This window comes from Stenotrophomonas sp. YJH_SMC_16 (genome assembly GCF_059367875.1).
This window is the reverse complement of sequence record NZ_JCAFRH010000003.1, coordinates 420,980-441,177: the sequence shown is the minus strand read 5'-3', so window position 1 is coordinate 441,177 and position 20,198 is coordinate 420,980. Positions and strand designations below refer to the sequence as shown.

At 64.4% G+C, this 20,198-nt stretch carries 18 protein-coding genes and 1 tRNA gene; 14 read left to right on the top strand and 5 right to left on the bottom strand.

The window, feature by feature from the left end; translation table 11 throughout:
- The 3 genes from AC5P6E_RS09660 to AC5P6E_RS09650 all read right to left on the bottom strand — a co-directional run bounded on the left by AC5P6E_RS09660 (position 1) and on the right by AC5P6E_RS09650 (position 2,315).
- Entirely contained in the window at positions 1-999 is a 999-nt protein-coding gene (locus AC5P6E_RS09660) for a DUF2272 domain-containing protein (RefSeq protein ID WP_333580188.1), read from the bottom strand.
- A gap of 198 nt (positions 1,000-1,197) precedes the next feature.
- Positions 1,198-2,049 (bottom strand): carboxylating nicotinate-nucleotide diphosphorylase, encoded by an 852-nt coding sequence (nadC, locus tag AC5P6E_RS09655; protein ID WP_010486110.1) that lies wholly within the window; start codon positions 2,047-2,049, stop codon positions 1,198-1,200.
- On the bottom strand, positions 2,046-2,315 hold the full coding sequence (locus AC5P6E_RS09650; RefSeq protein WP_005408847.1) for a Trm112 family protein: 270 nt from the start codon (positions 2,313-2,315) through the stop codon (positions 2,046-2,048). The genes nadC and AC5P6E_RS09650 overlap by 4 nt, the downstream gene beginning before the upstream one ends.
- Before the next feature lie 58 nt (positions 2,316-2,373).
- On the opposite strand from AC5P6E_RS09650, the gene purE reads away from it, so the two are divergent.
- From purE to AC5P6E_RS09635, 3 genes are all read left to right on the top strand, one after another.
- Positions 2,374-2,877 (top strand): 5-(carboxyamino)imidazole ribonucleotide mutase, encoded by a 504-nt coding sequence (gene purE / locus AC5P6E_RS09645; protein WP_043400461.1) that lies wholly within the window; start codon positions 2,374-2,376, stop codon positions 2,875-2,877.
- Complete coding sequence (locus AC5P6E_RS09640; RefSeq protein WP_414614840.1) at positions 2,874-4,022, top strand: 5-(carboxyamino)imidazole ribonucleotide synthase; 1,149 nt, start codon at positions 2,874-2,876, stop codon at positions 4,020-4,022. The genes purE and AC5P6E_RS09640 overlap by 4 nt, the downstream gene beginning before the upstream one ends.
- A gap of 112 nt (positions 4,023-4,134) precedes the next feature.
- On the top strand, positions 4,135-4,476 hold the full coding sequence (locus AC5P6E_RS09635; RefSeq protein ID WP_004152082.1) for a carboxymuconolactone decarboxylase family protein: 342 nt from the start codon (positions 4,135-4,137) through the stop codon (positions 4,474-4,476).
- A gap of 74 nt (positions 4,477-4,550) precedes the next feature.
- On the opposite strand, the gene AC5P6E_RS09630 is transcribed toward AC5P6E_RS09635, so the two are convergent.
- Positions 4,551-5,129, bottom strand: coding sequence for a superoxide dismutase (locus tag AC5P6E_RS09630; RefSeq protein ID WP_019337156.1), 579 nt, complete (start codon positions 5,127-5,129; stop codon positions 4,551-4,553).
- 120 nt (positions 5,130-5,249) lie between these two features.
- Here AC5P6E_RS09630 and grxD point away from each other — a divergent pair, with 120 nt between their 5' ends.
- The 11 genes from grxD to AC5P6E_RS09575 all read left to right on the top strand — a co-directional run bounded on the left by grxD (position 5,250) and on the right by AC5P6E_RS09575 (position 19,565).
- Complete coding sequence (grxD, locus tag AC5P6E_RS09625; protein WP_005408852.1) at positions 5,250-5,570, top strand: Grx4 family monothiol glutaredoxin; 321 nt, start codon at positions 5,250-5,252, stop codon at positions 5,568-5,570.
- A complete protein-coding gene (locus tag AC5P6E_RS09620; protein WP_241872549.1) occupies positions 5,567-6,343 on the top strand; it encodes an SDR family NAD(P)-dependent oxidoreductase in 777 nt (258 codons plus the stop codon). The genes grxD and AC5P6E_RS09620 overlap by 4 nt, the downstream gene beginning before the upstream one ends.
- A 233-nt stretch (positions 6,344-6,576) precedes the next feature.
- A complete protein-coding gene (locus AC5P6E_RS09615) occupies positions 6,577-9,825 on the top strand; it encodes a TonB-dependent receptor (protein ID WP_241872548.1) in 3,249 nt (1,082 codons plus the stop codon).
- Between the two features lie 252 nt (positions 9,826-10,077).
- Positions 10,078-11,466 carry a nucleotide 5'-monophosphate nucleosidase PpnN gene (gene ppnN, locus AC5P6E_RS09610; RefSeq protein WP_049436550.1) on the top strand — a complete coding sequence of 463 codons (1,389 nt, stop codon included), beginning with the start codon at positions 10,078-10,080 and terminating at the stop codon, positions 11,464-11,466.
- 161 nt (positions 11,467-11,627) lie between these two features.
- Positions 11,628-12,143 carry a GspH/FimT family pseudopilin gene (locus AC5P6E_RS09605; RefSeq protein WP_043400476.1) on the top strand — a complete coding sequence of 172 codons (516 nt, stop codon included), beginning with the start codon at positions 11,628-11,630 and terminating at the stop codon, positions 12,141-12,143.
- Entirely contained in the window at positions 12,140-12,610 is a 471-nt protein-coding gene (pilV, locus tag AC5P6E_RS09600) for a type IV pilus modification protein PilV (protein ID WP_054171396.1), read from the top strand. Before AC5P6E_RS09605 ends, pilV begins: the two co-directional genes overlap by 4 nt.
- Before the next feature lie 8 nt (positions 12,611-12,618).
- Complete coding sequence (locus tag AC5P6E_RS09595) at positions 12,619-13,791, top strand: PilW family protein (RefSeq protein WP_313123896.1); 1,173 nt, start codon at positions 12,619-12,621, stop codon at positions 13,789-13,791.
- Positions 13,792-13,798: 7 nt separating this feature from the next.
- On the top strand, positions 13,799-14,290 hold the full coding sequence (locus AC5P6E_RS09590; protein WP_099559616.1) for a pilus assembly PilX family protein: 492 nt from the start codon (positions 13,799-13,801) through the stop codon (positions 14,288-14,290).
- Positions 14,287-18,978, top strand: a complete 4,692-nt coding sequence (locus AC5P6E_RS09585) for a pilus assembly protein (RefSeq protein WP_171954106.1) — start codon at positions 14,287-14,289, stop codon at positions 18,976-18,978. Before AC5P6E_RS09590 ends, AC5P6E_RS09585 begins: the two co-directional genes overlap by 4 nt.
- A 23-nt stretch (positions 18,979-19,001) precedes the next feature.
- The gene (locus AC5P6E_RS09580) at positions 19,002-19,415 is read left to right on the top strand and encodes a type IV pilin protein (protein WP_483698741.1); all 414 of its coding nucleotides are present in this window, start codon (positions 19,002-19,004) and stop codon (positions 19,413-19,415) included.
- A gap of 73 nt (positions 19,416-19,488) precedes the next feature.
- A tRNA-Asn gene (locus AC5P6E_RS09575) sits at positions 19,489-19,565 on the top strand.
- A 60-nt stretch (positions 19,566-19,625) separates the two neighbouring features.
- Here the strand turns inward: AC5P6E_RS09575 and AC5P6E_RS09570 are convergent.
- Complete coding sequence (locus tag AC5P6E_RS09570; protein ID WP_313208353.1) at positions 19,626-20,150, bottom strand: GspH/FimT family pseudopilin; 525 nt, start codon at positions 20,148-20,150, stop codon at positions 19,626-19,628.
- Positions 20,151-20,198: the final 48 nt, after the last annotated feature.

Genomic DNA, 20,198 nt, shown 5'->3' with positions numbered 1-20,198 from the left:
TCACCGCGTCGGTTGTGGACCAGCAGAGACTGGTTGAGGCGGTATGACGACCGGCTGCGGTGGCGCGGGCTGCATTGGCGTCGCAGTTGGCGACGGCATCACCAGCGGTGATGTGGCGGTCAACTGCAGCAGCGCTGCCCAGTCCTGGCGGTTGAAGCTGCATTCGTCCTCGCGGCCGGGCGTGCAGCTGGGGTCGATGCCGGTACTGTTGCGTTCGCGTGCCGGAGGCAACTTGATCAGCCCGGTGCGGTCCAGCTGCAGCAACCGCATCGCCACGGTGTTCATGACGTTGCCACCGACCAGGTACAGGGTCTGGTCGCCCCCCAGGTTGGCAGCCACCACCACTTCGCAATGCGATTTCCAGTGGCCCACCGAACCGTTGCCCAGCGCCTGCACCAGCCCGCTGTAGCTGAGCGTGGTGCTGCGGTCGCGCAGGAAGCACAGCAGGTCGCCGGGCGCGGGCTTGGCGGTGGCCGGGTCGACCAGCCGGTAGGGCACGCCCGAGGGGCCGCCCTGGTACGCGGCACGGATGTAGTCGATGTGGCGTGGCGACGTGTTGAAGCCGGGAACGCCGGACTGCACCATCACCCAGGAAATGAACGCGGCCGACCACGGGTTGTCGACCAGGAAGGCGCGGCAATCGCTGTCGGTGTAGCGCGTGCCCAGCGGTGCCAGACAGCTGCTGGCGCCCGCGATGCTTCCCATCGCGTTGAGCGTGCCGCTGTTGCGCCAGTAGCCTGCCACGCGCTGCCAGGCGATCAGGCCGTTGTCGGCCAGGTGATCGCTTTCGGCCTCGGTGACACTGAGGCTGGCGGCGCGGCCATCGCGGTCGATGAAGGGCCGGTACCAGAGCCGGTGCTCGTTGCAGGCAGTGTTGCGGATGGCCACCGCCAGCGGACTCAGGCCGAAGCGCGGTGGCACATCGCAGGCTTCGGCGGCCGTTGCGGACAAGGGGGCTGCCGCGAGCAGCAGACAGGCAGGCAAGAGCATCCGGCGCATGCGCGGCTCCTGTGGGGGATGCCGGCAGCGTCGCAGAGGCAGGCGTGGCCGAGCCGTGAAGGCCGCCAAGCCGGTAGCGCCGGGCCATGCCCGGCGAGCGAAGCGGTAGATCGGCTTATCGCGCGAAGCGCGTGCAGGGCGCGCCGCAGATCGAGAAGCAGCCGAGCGTGGGCTCGGCGCTACAAGGTCCCGTAGGCCTCAACCCGGCGGCGGGCCCAGCTTCAACGACAGGTCAATCGCCTGCACGTGCTTGGTCAGGCCGCCAATGGAGATGCAGTCCACGCCGTCCTCCGCGATCGAACGCAGGCCACCCAGGCCCACGCTGCCGGACACTTCCAGCGGAATGCGGCCCGCCGTGATGCGCACGGCCTCGCGGCGCAGGTCCGGGCTGAAGTCATCCAGCAGGATGCGTTCGCAACCGGTTTCCAGCGCCTGGCGCAGCTGCGCCAGATCCTCCACCTCGACCACCAGCGGCAGCGCGGGCCATTGCCGGCGCGCGGCAGCCACGGCTGCGGGCAGCGAACCGGCAGCACGGATGTGGTTTTCCTTCAGCATCACCGTGTCGTACAGACCGAAGCGGTGGTTCTCGCCGCCGCCACAGCGCACTGCGTACTTCTGCGCCAGGCGCAGGCCGGGCAGGGTCTTGCGGGTATCGAGAATGCGCGTGCCGGTGCCGGCCACCGCCGCCACGTAACGCGCGGTGGTCGTGGCGGTGCCGGACAGCGTCTGCAGGAAGTTCAGCGAGGTGCGCTCGGCGCTCACCAGGCTGCGGCTGCGCCCATGCAGCAGGGCCAGCACGGTGCCGGCAGTGACCGCGTCACCTTCGGAGACACGCCATTCAATGCGCACCTCCGGGTCGAGCGCGCGGTGGGTGGCGTCGAACCAGGGGCGACCGGCGATCACCCCGTCCTGCTTGCACAGCAGGTACGCGCTGTCAGCCTGGTCGGGCAACAGCGCAGCGGTGACGTCGCCGCTGCCCAGGTCCTCGGCCAGCGCACGCGCGACATCGGCGGCGACAACGGCCGCATCCGGCGTCGGCAGCGCGCTCATGCGGCCGGGAAGTCGGCGATCTGGGCGGTGGGGATGGCTTCCTCGGCCAGCAGCACCGGGATGCCGTCGTCAACGCGGAAGACCTGCTTGCGGTCGCGGGTGACCAGCGCTTCGCGCAGCGGCTGCGCCAGCGGGTTGCCATCGGCCTTGTTCACCGCGCCGGCGGAAATGGCCTTGTTGAGGGCTTCCAAGCCCTTGCCATCCAGCAGGGACAGGGGCTGGCGGGTGTCCGGCGACACCAGCAGGTCGAGCAGCTTGCGATCCATGGTTCTTCGTCTTGCGTGGAAGATGGCTAGAATACGTCTTTAAGGCAGGTGACGGCCAATGACCCCCAACCCGATCGCGCCGCTTGTCGGCATCGTCATGGGTTCCCGTTCCGACTGGGAAACCATGCAGCACGCCGCCCAGAAGCTTGAAGCCCTGGGTGTTCCGTTCGAAGTGAAGGTGGTGTCCGCGCATCGGACGCCGGATGTGTTGTTCAGCTACGCCGAGCAGGCGGGCCCGCGTGGCCTGCGCGCGATCATCGCCGGTGCCGGCGGTGCCGCCCACCTGCCGGGCATGATCGCCGCCAAGACCGCCGTGCCGGTGCTGGGCGTGCCAGTTCAGTCCAAGGCCCTCAACGGCATGGACTCGCTGCTGTCGATCGTGCAGATGCCGGCCGGCATCCCGGTCGCTACTTTCGCCATCGGCAATGCCGGCGCCTCCAACGCCGCGCTGTTCGCCGCAGCGATGCTGGCCAGCGACCAGCCGGCGATCGGCCAGGCGCTCGGCGCCTTCCGTGCACGCCAGACCGAAGACGTGATGGCCCACGACGATCCGCGCCAATGAGCCTGACCGTCGGCATCCTGGGCGGCGGTCAGCTCGCCCGCATGATGGTCCTGGCCGGTGCGCCGCTGGGATTGCGCTTCGAACTGTACGACCCGGCAGCCGACGCCTGCAGCGGCCCGCTGGCGCCGCTCACCGTCGGTGCCTTCGATGACCGCCAGGCGTTGGCGGATTTCGCCGCCAAGGTGGACGTGGTCACCTTCGATTTCGAGAACGTGCCTGCCGACAGCGCGCAGTTCCTGGCCGACCGCGTGCCGGTCTACCCGCCGCCGGCTGCGCTGGCGGTGGCCCAGGACCGGTTGAGCGAGAAGACCCTGTTCCAGCAGTTGGGCATTCCGCTGCCCGCCTTTGCCGATATCCGCAGCCGTGACGAGTTGGTCGCGAAGGCCGCCGAGTTCGGCCTGCCGTGCATCCTCAAGACCCGCCGCCTCGGTTACGACGGCAAGGGCCAGTTCCGCCTGCGCAGCGAAGCCGACATCGACGCTGCATGGGACGCGCTTGGCGCACAGGTCGAGCGCACCGGGCTGATCCTGGAAGGCTTCGTTGCCTTCCAGCGCGAGGTCAGTGTGGTCGCTGTGCGTGGCCGCGATGGCAGCTTCGAGGCCTGGCCGGTCACCGGCAACTGGCATGTCGACGGCGTGCTGTCGGCCAGCGTGGCCCCGGCCGTGCTGTCCGATGCCGAGCAGCAGGCCGCGATCGGCTATGCCCGCCGCGTCGCCGAGCACCTGCAGTATGTGGGCGTGTTCGCACTGGAGCTGTTCTGTCGTGACGGCGAACTGCTGGCCAACGAGATGGCACCGCGCGTGCACAACTCCGGCCACTGGACCATCGAAGGCAGCGAGACCTCGCAGTTCGAGAACCATCTGCGTGCGGTGCTGGGCCTGCCGCTGGGCAGCACCCGCATGCTCGGCCACGTCTGCATGCTGAACTGGCTGGGCGCGATGCCGGACCCCGCGCCGGTGCTGGCTCAGGCCAGTGGTCATTGGCATGACTACGGCAAGGAGCCGCGCGAAGGTCGCAAGGTCGGCCACGCCACGTTGCGCGACGATGATGCCGCTGCATTGGCCGATGCGCTGGACCAGATCGGCCTGGAGCTGGACCGCCAGGCCCAGGTGGCGCCGGCGGTACACGCGCTGCGCAATCGCTGAGCCCGGTAGTGCCGGCCGTTGGCCGGCAGTGCAACGCTGTGACGCGCCGGTGCAGGCATCGGCGCAACATTCCCGGTGGTAGCGTGGAGCTCCTTTCACAGGAGTCATCCCCATGCTCGACTGGAATGCCTACCGCAAGGAGCTTAAGGGTCGTATCGGCGAGATCGGCAAGCTCTCGCCGGACACGGTCAAGGGCTATGCCACGCTGGCCAACGCCGGTGCCCAGACCAACCACCTCGATGCCAAGACCCGCGAGCTGATCGCGCTGGCGGTGGCCGTGACCACCCGCTGCGACGGCTGCATCACCGTGCACGTGGATGCCGCGCTGAAGCACGGCGCCAGCCGCGAGGAGATCGCCGAGGCGCTCGGTGTGGCGGTGTCGCTGAACGCCGGTGCGGCGCTGGTGTACTCGGCGCGGGTGATGGACGCCGTGGCCGCGCACGAGAGCGCGTGATGCCTGATCTGTAGAGCCGAGCCCATGCTCGGCTGGCCGGACAGCAGCCGGGCGTGGGCTCGGCTCTACAGGGCTCAGCGCAGCTGGCTTTCGGCAAATTCCCAGTTGACCATCTGCCAGAACGCGTCCAGATACCGCGCGCGATCGTTCTGGTAGTCGGTGTAGTAAGCGTGCTCCCAGACGTCGCAGCACAGCAGCGGGGTGCTTTCACCGGTCAATGGCGTGCCTGCATTGCGGGTGGCCTGCAGGCCCAGCTGCCCGCCCGGATGCTGCACCAGCCAGACCCAGCCGGAGCCGAACAGGCCCAGCGCGGTGCGGTTGAATTCCTCGCGCAGGCGCTGCACGTCGCCGAACTGGCGCTTGACCAGTTCGCCCAGTCGCCCCTGCGGCTCACCGCCGCCGCGCGGGCGCAGGCACTGCCAGTAGAAGGCATGGTTCCAGGCCTGGGCGGCGGCATCGAACAGCGTGCCCTGGGCGTGGCGGACGATCTCCTCCAGCGACGCTTCCTCCCACTCGGTGCCGAGAATGCCGGCGTTGACGGCATCCACATAGGCGCGATGGTGGCGGCCGTGATGCAGTTCCACGGTCTGTGCGGACAGGTGCGGCTGCAGGGAGCCGGGAAGATAGGGCAGGGCGGGCAATTCGACAGGCATGGACAGGTTCGTGGCCAGGGGGCGGCGGCAGCCGGTTCCATCCGCTTACAATGGCGGCTACCGTGGGCAGTCTAGCCGACCATCACGGTCGGTTTGTCCGGCGAAGCAAGGAGTGTGGTTGTGGCGGTAATGCAGCAAATCCAGGCCGAGGTCGATCGTTACCCGCTCGTGCTGTTCATGAAGGGCACCCCGCAATACCCGATGTGCGGCTTCTCCAGCCGCGCCGTACAGGCGTTGATGGCGGCCGGCGCAGTCACCCTGCGCACCGTCAACGTGCTGGAAGAGCCCGAGATCCGCGCCAACCTGCCGCGCTTTTCCAACCTGCCGACTTTCCCGCAGCTGTTCATCAACGGTGAGTTGATTGGCGGCTGTGACATCGTGCTGGAGCTGTTCGAAGCCGGCGAGCTCAAGCGCATCGTCGAAGAGGCGACCCAGGGATGAGTGCCCGGCCATCGACGTCACCGACCGACGGGGCGCTCGATGGCCGCCCGTTGCAGGATCGCGTGGTGCTGGTCGCCGGTGCCGGTGGCGGATTGGGTAGTGCGGCGGCAGTGGCTGCTGCGGCCGCCGGGGCCACCGTGGTTCTGCTGGGCCGCAAGCCTCGCCGCCTGGACCGTGTCTACGCCCAGGTGCAGGCGGTCGGCCCGGAGCCGCTGCTGTATCCGCTGGACCTGGAAGGCGCGGGCCCCGACGACTATGCCGAGCTGGCCCAGGCCCTGCAGCGCGAGCTGGGGCGCCTGGATGGCCTGCTGGTCTGTGCCGCTCACTTCCCGGGCCTGACCCCGTTTGAGCTGGCAGACCCAGCGAGTTTCGCCCGCGCGGTGCACGTCACCCTGACTGCGCCCGCCTGGCTGGCCCAGGCCTGCCTGCCGCTGCTGCGGCAGCGCGAAGATGCGGCGCTGGTGTTTGCGGTCGATGCCCCTGAACGGGTCGGTCAGGCCTACTGGGGCGGTTACGGTGTGGCCCAGCACGGCCTGCGTGGCCTGATCGCCAGCCTGCACGACGAGCTCGGCCGCAGCCCGGTAAGGGTGAGTGGCCTGTACCCCGGCCCGCTGCGCACGGCCTTGCGGGCCCGGGCCTATTCCGTAGACCAGGACCCGGCCGCGCAAGGCCCGGAGGCCGCCGCCGCTGCGGCCGTGACCCTGTTGTCCGGTGCTGGCGCTACCTGGCGCGGCCAGATTCTCGATGCCAGCGAGGCGCCCCCCGGCGAGTAAATCCCTGGGAAAGGCGGAGTGAAGAACCCGTCACGATTGCGTTGCGATCCGGTGCCGTTTGTCGCACAACCGTCACATTGATGGCGTAGCGTGTTAATCTAGTGTTAACCGTTGTGGCTTCCTTCAGCCAAGCGGTAGGGAACCCCAGATAAATGTCCGACCAGCCACCCGCAGGGCTGTTTGGATGCGCTTTTTTTTCCGCCATCGCCAACTCGCATCGAGGCTACCGAAAAATGACCCACCCACTCCGGATGTCCAAGCTCACCCTTGGTCTCGTGGCTGCGCTCGCCGCCGCTCCCGCCTTCGCCCAGAGCACCTCTGCCGGTGTCGGCGGCCAGGTGATGTCCGCCGCAGGCCAGCCTGTTGCTGGTGCTGAAGTCACCATCACCCACACCGAGTCGGGCACCGTTTCGCGTGCCACCACCGATGCGTCGGGTCGCTACAACGCGCGCGGCCTGCGCGTGGGTGGCCCGTACACCATCACCATCACCAAGTCCGGTGAAGGCACCAAGACCGAAGAAGGTGTCTACCTGAACCTGAACCAGGTCAACACGGTCAATGCCAACCTGGGCGGTGACCTGGCTGCCACCAACCTGGACGCCGTGAACGTTGTCGCCACCGCCGGCGGCCTGGACCTGTTCAGCGCCACCAAGATGGGTACCGGCACCAACGTGACCCGCGAAACGATGGACGCGCTGCCGTCGGCCAACCGCAACATCCAGGACTACATCCGCCTGGACCCGCGCATCTCGCAGGTCAGCAAGGCTGACGGTGCGATCTCGGCCGGTGGCCAGAACACCCGTTACAACGCCATCCGCATCGACGGCATCAGTGCCTCCGACCCGTTCGGCCTGGGCTCCAACAACCTGCCGACCGAGCGTCAGCCGGTGTCGATGGACGCCATCCAGGAAATCAACATCGACCTGGCCAACTACGACACCACCATCGCTGGTGGCACCGGTGCGGTGATCAACGCAGTGACCAAGTCGGGTACCAACGAATTCCATGGCACCGTGTACGGTTCGTACCGCGACAAGGACATGGTCCGCTCGCGCCTGGAAGGTGATCGTACGGACTTCAACGGCTTCAAGGACGAGAAGACCTACGGCATGACCTTCGGCGGCCCGATCGTCAAGGACAAGCTGTTCTTCTTCACCAACTACGAAAAGTATGAGCGCAGCGGCGGCGGCGTCAGCCTGAGCGAAAGCCCGTACAACAAGGATCCGGCGAAGGGTGGCATCAGCGACGCCGACATCTCGGCCGTGCAGAAGCGCATGGCGGAACTGGGTCATCCGGTGGGTAGCGTCAGCGACCTGAACAACAAGACCGAGATCGAAGAGTACGCGGTCAAGCTGGACTGGAACATCAACGAGAACCATCGTGCAGCCCTGCGCTACAACAAGATGAAGCAGGACGTCGTCCGCTTCCCGCAGGTCAGCAGCAGCGCGCTGTCGCTGAGCGACTTCTGGTACACCCAGCCGACCGAATACGAAACCTGGATGGGTGAACTGTTCAGCGACTGGTCCGAGAACTTCTCGACCGAGTTCAAGGTTTCGCACAAGGACTACTCGTCCAACCGTGTTGCGGCTTCGCACCTGCCGCAGATGCGCGTCCGCTTCGGCAACAACTCGCTGTACCTGGGTACCGAGCAGAACACCCACACCAACCTGGTCGAGTCGAAGGAACTGAGCGCCTTCGGTGCCGGTACCTGGTACGTCGGTGACCACACCATCAAGTTCGGTTTCGATTACACCGACAACGACCTGATGAACTTCTACGGCCGCAACCTGTACGGCGCGTATGACTTCCGTGACCTGGCCTCGTTCCTGAAGGGCACCGCGAACGGCTACCAGCTGCGCGTTCCGCGTCCGGGCGGCAGCCTGGATGACATTCCGGCCAAGTTCCACCTGAAGAACACCGGTCTGTTCATCCAGGACACCTGGGCGATCAACTACAACCTGAGCCTGATGTTCGGTGTCCGCGTGGACATCCCGGACTTCACCAGCCAGACCAAGTACAACGCGGACATCCAGTCCCGTTACGGCTATGACAACACCAAGCTGGTGGACAAGAGCCTGATCCAGCCGCGCGTTGGCTTCAACTACACCTTCGACAGCGATCGCCCGACCCAGCTGCGCGGCGGCGTGGGCCTGTTCGGCGGCGCCGCCCCGAACGTGTGGCTGGCAGGTGCCTACCAGAACACCGGCCTGAACTACGTCGAGTACAACGTTCCGGGTAATCCGGGTGGCTTCAGCGTCGATGCCGATAATCCGTTCATTCCGGACCCGTCGCGTATCGTTGCGCGCCAGAACGTCGACATCATCAACCCGGGCACCCGCCTGCCGTCGGTGTGGAAGGCCAACCTGGCGTTCGATCACGAGCTGCCGTGGTACGGCATCGTGGCGTCGGCCGAACTGCTGTTCACCAAGGTCAAGGATGGCCTGTACTTCGAGCGTCTGGACCTGACCGATGGCAAGGGCAATGGCCCGACCTACGTGTCCGCACAGGACGGTCGTGAGATCTACTGGAACGACAAGGGCCTGAACCAGGCCAACAGCAAGATCGACAACCGCACCGGTGACAATCTGGGCATGGAGAACGGCACCAATGGCGTGCTGAACCGCAACTACCGCCCGAACAACATCGGCGACGTGCTGCTCCTGCGCAACACCAACAAGGGCCGTGGCAGCCAGGCGACCTTCTCGCTGGCCAAGCCGCTGACCGAGAACTGGGGCTGGTCGCTGGGTTACACCTACACCCAGTCGAAGGAAGTGAGCCCGCTGACCAGCTCGCAGAACACCTCGAACTGGAACAACACCCAGATCCTGAACGCCAACGAGAACATCGCGTACAACTCGCGCTATGCGATCAAGGACCGTATCACCGGTACTCTGGAGTGGAAGCACAACTTCTTCGGTGACAACGCCACCCGCGTCGGCCTGTTCTATGAAGGCCGTTCGGGCCGTCCGTACAGCTACGTGTTCTACAACGATGCCAACGGTGACAGCGCAATCGGCAACGACCTGTTCTACGTGCCGAAGGGCCCGGGTGACGTGCTGTTCGTGGGCGGCGTGGACATGGAGAAGAAGTTCTTCGACTGGCTGGCGCAGAACCCGGAACTCGATGCCTATCGTGGCAGCACGGTGCCGGCCAACCAGCACCGCGCCAAGTGGGTCAACAGCTTCGATGTCCGCATCAGCCAGGAGTTCCCGGGCTTCGCGAAGACCCACAAGGGTGAGATCGCGCTGGACATCATGAATGTCGGCAACCTGCTCAACAAGAAGTGGGGCCTGATCGACGACTACGGCTTCTATGCCACCCGTCGCGTGGGCAACTTCGCGGGTATCGATCCGGCCACCGGCAAGTACGTGTACTCGTTCACCGGTGCGGACGATTCCTCGGTCCAGGAAAACAACAACGACAAGGGCAACACCGCTGTGTCGCGCTGGTCGATGCAGCTGACCGTGAAGTACAAGTTCTGATCCATCAGAGCTTGAAGCAGTAAGTGAAAACGGCCGGGGAAACCCGGCCGTTTTCCGTTCAGGCGAAAGTCCTTGCAGGTCACCTGGCATCGGCGTAGCATCCGGAAATGTGCGCGGTGCCAACGCCGCCGATGCGGTCCCGGAGAGGCGAACGCGGGAAGCACACATCCAACGGTCGGGCTTCCCGGCCGTTTTGCTTTTTAAGGGGGCGGCAGTACAGTCGGAAACCTTGAAGGAAGCGAAAAATTGGACATGACCACGAACGAAAAATCAGCCCGTGCACTGCCGGTGCAGGACGCGCGGATCTACCCGCGCGGTGGGCTGGATGTGCTGTCGCGGGCCGAAGTGGCCCGCCTGCGCGATGCCTCCGCCGGCGGCATGCACGAGCTGCTGCGCCGCTGCGCGCTGGCCGTGCTGACCAGCGGCAGTGCTTCTGACGATCCGCGCGCGGCGCGCGATCTGTATCCCGATTTCGACATCCAGGTGGCGCAGCAGGATCGCGGCGTGCGCATCGACCTGGTCAATGCACCGGCGATGGCTTTCGTCGACGGCGAGATCATCCGCGGCGTCGCCGAACTGTTGTTCGCGGTGGTGCGTGACCTGGCCTACATGGCCATCGAGATGGGCCCGGCCTACGCGGCCGAGCTGGAGTCGTCCGAGGGCATCACCAATGCGGTGTTCGGCCTGCTGCGCAACGCGCGCATCCTGAACCCGGGTGACCCGAATCTGGTCGTCTGCTGGGGCGGCCACTCGATCTCGCGCGACGAGTACCTGTACACCAAGCAGGTGGGCTATGAGCTGGGCCTGCGCGGCCTGGACATCTGCACCGGCTGCGGTCCGGGCGCGATGAAGGGCCCGATGAAGGGCGCCACCATTGCCCATGCCAAGCAGCGCCGTACCGTGACGCGTTACATCGGCCTGACCGAGCCGGGCATCATCGCGGCTGAGTCGCCGAATCCGATCGTCAACCACCTGGTGATCATGCCGGACATCGAGAAGCGCCTGGAGGCCTTCGTCCGCATCGGCCACGGCATCATCGTGTTCGCCGGTGGTGTCGGCACCGCCGAGGAAATCCTGTACCTGCTCGGCATCCTGCTGCGCGAGGAAAACAAGGACCTGCCGTTCCCGCTGATCCTGACCGGCCCGACGGTGGCGGCTCCGTACTTCGAGCAGATCGACCGGTTCATCCGCCTGACCCTGGGTGATGCGGCCGCCGAGCGCTACGAGATCGTCATCGGCGACCCGGTGGCGGTGGCAAAGAAAATGGCCAACGGCATCAAGCGCGTGCGCGAGCACCGCCTGGCGCAGAAGGACTCGTTCTTCTTCAACTGGTCGATCGAGATTCCGTGGGAGTACCAGCAGCCGTTCGTGCCGACCCACGAGGCGATGGCCGCGCTGGACCTGCACCACGGGCGTGCCCCGCACGCGCTGGCGGCCGACCTGCGCCGGGCGTTCTCGGGCATCGTGGCCGGCAACGTGAAGGAAGACGGCATGCGCCGCATCGAGCAGTTCGGGCCGTTCCAGATCCATGGCGACCCGGACATGATGCAGGCCCTGGACGGGCTGCTGCGTGCCTTCGTCGAACAGCGCCGGATGAAGATCTCCGGCGAATACCAGCCCTGCTACCAGGTGCTGGCCTGAGCCTGCGCCGGCGCGATGGGGATCGCGCCGGCACAGGCAGGGGAGGGCGGGTCGTCAAGGCTTTGACGCCCGTCGCCCCGGATTGACCGTTCATCCTGCCGCCGCTTGCCGGGGGCAGGGCGATGGCCCATCGTGGCCATCAACACGCTGGGGAGCGTCCAATGTCTTTGCGCCGGCAAAACGGCTTTACGCTGGTTGAGTTGATGGTCACGGTTGCCGTCCTGGCGATCCTGAGCACCATCGCGTATCCCAGCTTCCAAAGTACGATCCGCTCAAATCGTGTGGCCACGACGACCAACGAACTGATCGCGTCGCTGGCACTTGCCCGTTCCGAGGCGATAAAGAACACGCGTGGTGGGGCTGTATGCGCATCCACCGCAGGCAAAGAGTGTGATGGCAGCAGCTGGGCCGACGGCTGGATGGTCTGGGAGGATCGCAACGGGAACGGGTCGCTTGATTCCGGTGAGAACGTGCTGCGCTACAGCGAAGGTCGCCCAACCATGAAGTCCGCAACCGAAACGTTGACCATCGGCTTCGATGGCCGTGGCCGCAATCGCGCCAACGCGGAAGTGGATGTGACACTGCGCCCTGAGAAGTGTGGCGACCAGCCCCTGCAGCGAACGCTGCGTATATCGCCTACGGGACAGGTCCGGCTGTTGAAGGAGAGTTGCTCATGAGAAAGATCGGCTTCCAGCCGCACCGTATGGCGCAGGGAGGTTTCACCCTGATCGAGGTCATGATCGCGATCCTGGTGATGGGTATTGGCCTGCTTGGCTTCGCGCTACTGCAGACGATGAATGTACGGTTTGTCCAGAGCGCGAACTACCGCACCCAGGCCACCAACCTGGGGTACGAGCTGCTTGATCAGATCCGGGCCAACCGGATCAACGCGCTCAGCTATGCCGGTACCTATGCTGCTACCACCGGCAAGGGTGACTGCGCGCCGTCCATTGGCAAGGATATCGGCAAGGATGACTTCACCCGCGACTGGCGCTGCCGCCTGGGCCGTGCACTGGGTGACTCGGCATCCGGAACGGTAACCGTCAATGACGGCCGGGTACGGGTGTCGGTCAGTTGGGGCGATGAGCGTTGGAATCCCGATTCGAAGGCTGACACCACCTTTGCTGCGGAGAGCCTGCTGTGATGACCAGAATGCGCTCCCGCCAAACGATGAGTGGCCTGTCGTTGATCGAGTTGATGATCGCCCTGACCATCGGCCTGATCATCATGCTGGGCGTGGTCCAGGTGTTCGCCGCTTCACGCACGGCCTACCAGTTGTCTGAAGGGCTGGCGCGGGTCCAGGAGAACAGCCGTTTCGCGATGGATTCCCTGCAACGCGAACTGCGCATGGCGGGACACTTCGGCTGCGTGAACGATCAGGCGCATGATCCGCAGGGCACCTTGGCAACCACCTTCGCTGCGGGAGGCCACCCCGCGCTGGACTTCGCGCGGTCGATCCAGGGCTACGAAGCAACGGATACCAAGCCGGGCGACGCGGTGACGTTGGCGGCAACGCCGTCAACGGGCGGCAGCAAGTACTCGCCGGCGTTGCCGAGTGAGTTCGCCGCGGCCATCAAGAACCGGGTCGACGGCAGCGATATCGTCGCTCTGCGCTATCTGGTGCCCACCGGTGTGCCGGTCACGGCGGTAGCCGGTACGGTTGCCCAGCCGGTTTTCAGCTTTGATCCAAAACGTCTTGCCGTGCTTGATAGCGGAGTTACCGACCCGGGGCTGTTCGGTGTGGCCGACTGCATTTCCGCCACGGTCTTCCAGGCTCGTGCGATCGATGCAAAGGCTGGCACCGTGACGGTGGGTACCGCACCCAACAACGATGTGGCCATCGCCCGCAACTACGAGCCCGGCCAGGCGGTGCTGTATCGCGCCGAGACGTCCATCCTGTACGTGGGCTACGACGCTACGACCAAGCAATCCTCGCTGTATCGCCTTCGATTCACCGCCAAGCCCGGTGCTGCCCTGGTGGCGGGACCGGCAGAGGCGCTGGTCGAAGGCGTGGAGAACATGCAGCTTCTGTACGGCCAGGATCACGGTCTGAGCACGGTGTCGCCGACCGGCTACATCGATCGCCAGGGTACCGCGACCGATGTTCAGGCCTCCATCGTGCCGGCCTCGCGCGGCTGGCAGCGTGTGGGCACGGTGCAGTTGGGGCTGGTGGTATCCAGCCCGGACCCGGCTGCATCTGTCCAGGCCAGTTCGAGTGCGCCGCTGAGCGCGCTCGGCGTGACCTATACCGCGCCCTCTGACGGCCGCATGCGCGCCGCCTACCAGAGCACGATCGCTCTGCGCAATCGCCTGTATGGCAACTGAGGCCACCATGCGTACCCATCCCGCCCGCCGCCACTCTCTGCATTCACCGCGCTCCCAGCGCGGCGCGGTGCTGTATGTCGTGCTGATCATGCTGGTGCTGATGGCCCTGCTGGGCATCGCCGGCATGCAGGTCACGAGCATGCAGGAACGCATGGCCGCTAATTATCTGCGCAGCAACGTTGCATTCCAGAACGCTGAGGCCGACGCCCGGCAAACCGAGAAATCCATCGAGAAGGCACTGGCTGACGGGGGCATCTTCAAGGCCAACCAGGAGGAATGCAGTCCCTCCTACGATCCGCAGACGTGGGCCGATGGTCTCAGTGAGACCAAGTCCACCTACACGCGTCGCATCGACAAGTGCTTTGCAGCGTCCAGCCGGCGCACCGGCGGCCGACAGAACGAAGAAACCGGGAACATCTACCAGGTCACGGCGCTTGCCAGTGACGATCCCTCCAATGCGTCCGCCAGTGCGGTCATCGACACGATCTTCATCCCATGAACAGCGAGCGCCGTTTCCTTCGACTTCGTTCCTCCACCTGGCTGCGGGCCGGTGTGGGTGTTGCTGCGCTTGCCGGTCTTGCCGCGTTGATCATTCCGCTGCAGGCCGCGCTTGGTGACTACGACATCGCGCAGGAGCCGCTGTACAGCAAGCAGAGCCAGCCGCCATTGATGATGATGGTGATGTCGCGCGACGAGCAGCTGTTCAACAAGGCGTACAGCGATTACAGCGACCTTGACGGGGATGGGGTGCTGGATACCACTTACCAGGACAAGTTCGATTACTCAGGCTACTTCGACTACAACCTCTGCTACTCGTACAACAGTGGTGTCTTCAAGGCCAGTGCAGAGGCAAAGGGCGCCAACAAGCACAGCTGCAGCGGCGCGTGGTCGGGCAACTTCCTCAACTGGGTGACGATGAGTCGCCTGGATGTGATGCGCTACGTTCTGTACGGCGGCCAGCGCTTCACCGATACGAAGGAAAAGACGGTGTTGGAGCGGGCGCCGATCCCCAGCGATCTGCATGCGTGGGTCAAGGTCTACAGTGGATCGAATCTTCGCGAGTTCGCCAACCTTCCTGGAAGCGGGACGGCTTTCAGCTTCTGCAGCGTAACGCGTTCGGATAAAGGTGCGCCTTTGATGCGCGTGGCAGAAGGTTCATTTACCGAGTGGGCATCGACTGCCAGCAATCAGTGCGATACCGGACGAGCCAGCAACGCCGATGGCTACGCAGACATTCCCCGCTCGACCTCGGTCCCGGACTACACCGTACGTGTCGAGGTGTGTGATGCCAGTTCAACGGTGCGTGAGAGTTTCTGCCGCAAATACAACGATGGCATCACCGACCGTTTCAAGCCGGCCGGGTTGCTGCAGACCTACGGTGAAAGCGGGCGCCTGCGCTTTGGACTTGTCACGGGAACCTACGCCAATCCACGAGATGGTGGCGTCCTGCGCCGGAACATCGGCAAGATCGCGGGCAATGGTACGAAGTTCTGCGGCACGGGCGATGAAATCGACCTGTCTACGGGGCAGTTCTGCTACCTGAATCTGACGGGAAACGCCAAGGCCGACGATGAGGGCGTGATCAACGCGATTTCAAGCTTCCGTCTGGACAACTGGAACTGGTCCAACAACTGGAATGACTGCAACACCTACGGCATTCTCAATCGCCAGGACCAGAAGGGAAATGGCAATCTGACCGATCCGGGGACCGGAGGCCAGAAGTGCAGTGCCTGGGGCAATCCGTTGGCGGAAATGTATGCTGAAGCGCTGCGCTACATCACTGCGGGTTCCAAGGTCTATAGCGACAGCGGAGATCTCAGCGGCCTGCCGACCAATATCAGCTGGAAGGATCCCTATCGCCTGCCTGCAGAGGGTGGCAACTCCTATTGCGCGACCTGCAATATCCTGGTGCTATCGTCGGGCCTGCCGTCCTTTGACAGCGACAACGTCGGTTCCGTGACCGGCCTTGCGTCTGCGGTGTCCGCGACGGATGCAGTCGGCACGGCCGAAGGAATCGCCGGCAAGAGCTACATGATCGGTCGCGTGGGTGATACACCGCGCGGTGCTTCGCTTGATACCCACAGTGATATCTGCCAGGGCCAGACAATCGGTAGCCTCAGCAAGGCGCGCGGCATCTGCCCGGACATTCCCTCCATGGAAGGCAGCTTCCTGATGGCGGGGCTGGCCAAGGCGGCCGCGGAGACCGATCTGCGTCCCAACGTGCAGAACAAGCCAAGCACGTACAAGGTCACCGCCACCACCTACGCCGTTGCCATGGCGGAAAATCTCCCGCAGTTCGAAATTGCGGTGGGCAACAGCAAGATCGGACTGGCCCCGCTCTGCCAGGCGAACAACACCGGCGGCGCAACTGCAACAAGTGCTGGCTGGCGCAGCTGCTTCCTGGGCTCGGTCGGCATTGGCACCAAGCAGGCCAACGACACCGGCGGGAAGCTGGTCTATGGCCGTCCCTACCGGACAGATGCAAAGTCCGGCAGCTTCTCGCTGGTGTGGGAAGACTCCCTGTGGGGCAATGACCATGACAACGACGTCGTTGCCATGCTGAGCTACTGCGTGGGCGCGGCGTGCAATGATACCGGGGATTTCAATGACATCTGCTGGCGTGCTGATGCGAAGGTGAGCAACAGTGCTGCGGGCAATACGCGGCTGTGCAACTACACAACCGTAGTAAAGAATAGAGTGGAGAGTTGGATCGGTACGACTCTGGCTGGCAAGGTTGAAGAGGATGAAGTACTCGTCCGCATTGAGAACCTGTCGGCCTACGCTGGCAACGCGATGTTGACCGGCTACACGATCACCGGCTCGAATGCCTCCAGCACCGTGCAGCGTCTGGCGCTGCGTCCGGGCAACAGCAATGGCTCTGTGCTGACCAGCTCAAACAACTTCCGCGACGATTGGCAAAAGCCGGTGGTCATCAAGTACAAGGCCTCTACCACTGCGGCGGGCCAGCTGCAGAGCCCGCTGTGGTATGCCGCCAAGTACGGTGTCCCGGCCGGTAAGAAGTGGGACAGCAAGAAGCCAGGGGTGCCGGACAACTACTTCCTGGCACGCAATCCGACCAAGCTGAAGGAGGCGCTGGAGGCGATCTTCAACAGTGCAGCGGAAGGTGATGCGCCGGTCGGTGGCAGCGGCAGTGGCGCGCGCATTTCGACCAACTCTTTCACCGTATCGTCCCATTACAGTGTGCCCTCTGGCACCGTGGACTGGACCGGTGATGTCATTGCCACCCAGGTCGACGGCCAGGGTGCGGATGGTGCCGTGCTGTGGAAGGCGTCCAGCAGCATCGGCAGTGCCACGCGCCGCATCTACATGGCGACGTCCCCTACCAGTACTGCATCCGATGGCACGGTGACCCCGGTCAATGCGACCGAGTTCCTGGCCACCAATCTGCCGGGCACCGATGAGCGGGCGAAACTGTCGGCATTGGGATTCAGCGACTCGATTCCTGCCTGGTTCGGCAAGATGACCTCGACCAATCTGGTCAACTATCTGCGGGGTGCAGCGGTGAGTGGCCTGCGTTCGCGCACATCGCCGTTGGGTGACATCGTCAATTCCACAACCGAGATCGTCTCCAAAACGGATGACTTCGGCTATGCAAGTTGGGCGAGGCAGTCGACAGTCAAGTGGAAGGCGACGCTGGGCACGTCTTATGATGCCTTCCTGAAAGCGAAGCGTGCGACCTCGGGGCCGCCGACGATGATCTATGTTGGCGCCAATGACGGCATGGTGCATGGTTTCAACGGTTCGAATGGGGCATCTGGCGGTACCGAAGAACTGGCCTTCATTCCCTCGGCTGCGATGCAGCACATCGCTGAGCTGGCCAATCCCAAGTATGGGCATCGCTACTATGTGGATGGCCCACTGACGTCGTCCGACGTCTACTACGGGGATGCCTGGAACACGGTGCTGGTGGGCACTACAGGTGGTGGTGGCTCCAGCAAGGCGCCCAATGCGGCGAGCGTAGGCAATGGCTCCGTGTTCGCGCTGAATGTCAGCGATCCGACCTCGTTCGGTGCATCGAGTGTGTTGTGGGAAGTCTCGGGCAAGACGGAATCGGATCTCGGGTTCGTGCTGGGAAAGCCGGCCGTGGTGGCGGTGAAGGGTGCTGACGCCAATGCAGCGCCGCGGTTCGTCGCGATCTTCGGTAATGGTGTCAATTCCACCAGCGGCAAGGCAGCGCTGTTCGTGGTCGATATCCAGACCGGCAAGGTGCTCAAGCGGCTTTCACCGGTAGGTGCGAAGTACGCGGCACGCAATGGCCTGATCAACATTGCCACGGTGGCGTTGAAGAACAATGACGGCATCACCGACACTGTGTATGGCGGTGACATGCAGGGCAATATCTGGAAATTTGATCTTTCCAGCACCGATCCGACCAATTGGAACATCGCCCTGTCTGGAACTCCGCTGTTCACCGCTACGCGCAACAACAGCCCGCAGCCGATCATGAGCGGCATCGAGATCAGCACGGGTCCGGGCGGCGGTATCAGTCTGTTCTTCGGTACCGGGCAGTACTTCGCCGCCGATGACAATGCGGTCAGCAGCACCTCGCCAGTGCAGTCGCTGTATGGCATCTGGGACAACCTCGCCAGTGCGGTTGGTACGCGCGACAACCTGGTACAGCAGGTGATCACTACCGGTACATCGGCCAGCGGCTATCAATTGCGTGATGTCACCCGCAAGGCGGTGAACTACGGTTCGGCCCGCGGCTGGTATGTCGACCTGCAGGCCGGATCGGCAGTCGAAGGCGAACGCTTCGTCGGCAACCCCCGTGTGCAGAACGGCATCGTGTTCTTCACGTCCTATGTGCCGGGTACCGCCATTTGCGGCAGCGGCGGTGGCGTGAACTGGCTGTACGGTCTCAATCTGCTGACCGGTGGCGGCCAGATGTCCGGCCTGAGCCCAACCATCGGCGGAGAAGCGCTGTGCACCGGCAACTGCGGTGGTGTCGCCCTGACCAAGAAGGGTGACCTCAGCCAAGGGCCGCCAGTGAAGGACACCAACATCTTTGTGCCCAAGCTTACGCCGTGCAAACCTGGCGACACGGGGTGCACGGTCGACAAGATGCTGCAGGCCAGCCAGTGTACGTTCGTGCTGCGTGCGGCCGGCGCCGATCCGCTTTACATGCCTCGGCCCTGCGGGCGGCAATCGTGGCGGCAGATCCGTTGATGAATCCGATATCGAGGTTGCCCATGCATGTGTACAGCAGGCGTCGAACCGCCGCCGGCTTCACCCTGATCGAGCTGATGATCACCGTGGCCGTGGTTGCCATTCTCGCTGCCATCGCGTTGCCTTCCTACCAGGCCTATGTGCGCAAGGCCAATCGTGCCCAGGCCAAGGCCGATCTGGTCGAGCTGGCGCAGATGCTGGAGCGGCGGCATACCGTGGAGAACACCTACGCGGGCATGACGCTGCCGTTCTCGCAATCACCGCGTGACGGCACCGCTCGATATACGCTCTCCTACGTGGGGACGCCGAATGGCACTACTTTCACCCTGCAGGCGGCGCCGACAGAGATCCAGAATAAGGACGACTGCGGCACATTGACCGTTGATCAGGCCGGACGAAAGACGCCGAATGCCAGCAAGGGCCCCGGATGCTGGTGAAGGGCGGGCCGTTTCGCCACATTGCAGAAAAGGCTTGCACTCCCCTGCGAACGCTGGCTAAAATGCGCACCCCGCCCGAATAGCTCAGCCGGTTAGAGCACTTGACTGTTAATCAGGGGGTCGTTGGTTCGAGTCCAACTTCGGGCGCCAGATTCGAAAAAGCCGCGAGAAATCGCGGCTTTTTTCGTTTCCGCGATGGCATTTCAGTTTTCAGCACGGGTTGGGAGTGCGCGGGCGCTGGCTCCTGACCCGTCCCGGGACGCTGATGATGACGCGGCTGTGCTCCTGTCCATTCATGCACAGCACGATGGACTGGTTGGTGCCTGCATTGCGGCCGTCGGGCCGGAACCGTATGTCGGGCCGATGATCGCTGGTGCGCAGGTCGACATGACGCCGGCGTGCCCTGTGTACGCGGAGTTCCCTTGCGGCGCCGGTCGCGCTGTTGGCCGGTTCGACCTGCACCCGCCAGCCCTGGCTCCATGCCTGGTCACACCTCAGGCCATCCGACGAACCGCAGACCGTCACGCGGCGGCGTTCGGTGATGGCGGCGTTGCGTGCCATCGACAGGCTGGCGACCAGTTCGGCGCGCAGCGTTTCCGCCTGGAAGTGCCGCAGCGTGCGTTGCCAGGGGCCCCACGCCAAAGCCAGCAGGACCGACAGCACCATGACAGCGATCAGCAGCTCGATCAGATGGAGGCCGCGGTGGAGCCGGGCAGGGCGAAGACGAAGGGACATGCCTCCAGCCTCGTTCTGTGCTCGCGCATTCACCATCGGTCAACGCCG

What these genes read in the sequence shown, in the direction of transcription:
- pilV (WP_054171396.1), top strand. Translation starts at nt 12,140, where the DNA reads ATGAGAAAGATCGGCTTCCAGCCGCACCGTATGGCGCAGGGAGGTTTC.
- AC5P6E_RS09615 (WP_241872548.1), top strand. Translation starts at nt 6,577, where the DNA reads ATGACCCACCCACTCCGGATGTCCAAGCTCACCCTTGGTCTCGTGGCT.
- AC5P6E_RS09650 (WP_005408847.1), bottom strand. Translation starts at nt 2,315, where the DNA reads ATGGATCGCAAGCTGCTCGACCTGCTGGTGTCGCCGGACACCCGCCAG.
- purE (WP_043400461.1), top strand. Translation starts at nt 2,374, where the DNA reads ATGACCCCCAACCCGATCGCGCCGCTTGTCGGCATCGTCATGGGTTCC.
- nadC (WP_010486110.1), bottom strand. Translation starts at nt 2,049, where the DNA reads ATGAGCGCGCTGCCGACGCCGGATGCGGCCGTTGTCGCCGCCGATGTC.
- AC5P6E_RS09580 (WP_483698741.1), top strand. Translation starts at nt 19,002, where the DNA reads ATGCATGTGTACAGCAGGCGTCGAACCGCCGCCGGCTTCACCCTGATC.
- ppnN (WP_049436550.1), top strand. Translation starts at nt 10,078, where the DNA reads ATGACCACGAACGAAAAATCAGCCCGTGCACTGCCGGTGCAGGACGCG.
- AC5P6E_RS09595 (WP_313123896.1), top strand. Translation starts at nt 12,619, where the DNA reads ATGCGCTCCCGCCAAACGATGAGTGGCCTGTCGTTGATCGAGTTGATG.
- AC5P6E_RS09660 (WP_333580188.1), bottom strand. Translation starts at nt 999, where the DNA reads ATGCGCCGGATGCTCTTGCCTGCCTGTCTGCTGCTCGCGGCAGCCCCC.
- AC5P6E_RS09590 (WP_099559616.1), top strand. Translation starts at nt 13,799, where the DNA reads ATGCGTACCCATCCCGCCCGCCGCCACTCTCTGCATTCACCGCGCTCC.
- AC5P6E_RS09630 (WP_019337156.1), bottom strand. Translation starts at nt 5,129, where the DNA reads ATGCCTGTCGAATTGCCCGCCCTGCCCTATCTTCCCGGCTCCCTGCAG.
- AC5P6E_RS09620 (WP_241872549.1), top strand. Translation starts at nt 5,567, where the DNA reads ATGAGTGCCCGGCCATCGACGTCACCGACCGACGGGGCGCTCGATGGC.
- AC5P6E_RS09605 (WP_043400476.1), top strand. Translation starts at nt 11,628, where the DNA reads ATGTCTTTGCGCCGGCAAAACGGCTTTACGCTGGTTGAGTTGATGGTC.
- AC5P6E_RS09585 (WP_171954106.1), top strand. Translation starts at nt 14,287, where the DNA reads ATGAACAGCGAGCGCCGTTTCCTTCGACTTCGTTCCTCCACCTGGCTG.
- AC5P6E_RS09570 (WP_313208353.1), bottom strand. Translation starts at nt 20,150, where the DNA reads ATGTCCCTTCGTCTTCGCCCTGCCCGGCTCCACCGCGGCCTCCATCTG.
- AC5P6E_RS09640 (WP_414614840.1), top strand. Translation starts at nt 2,874, where the DNA reads ATGAGCCTGACCGTCGGCATCCTGGGCGGCGGTCAGCTCGCCCGCATG.
- AC5P6E_RS09635 (WP_004152082.1), top strand. Translation starts at nt 4,135, where the DNA reads ATGCTCGACTGGAATGCCTACCGCAAGGAGCTTAAGGGTCGTATCGGC.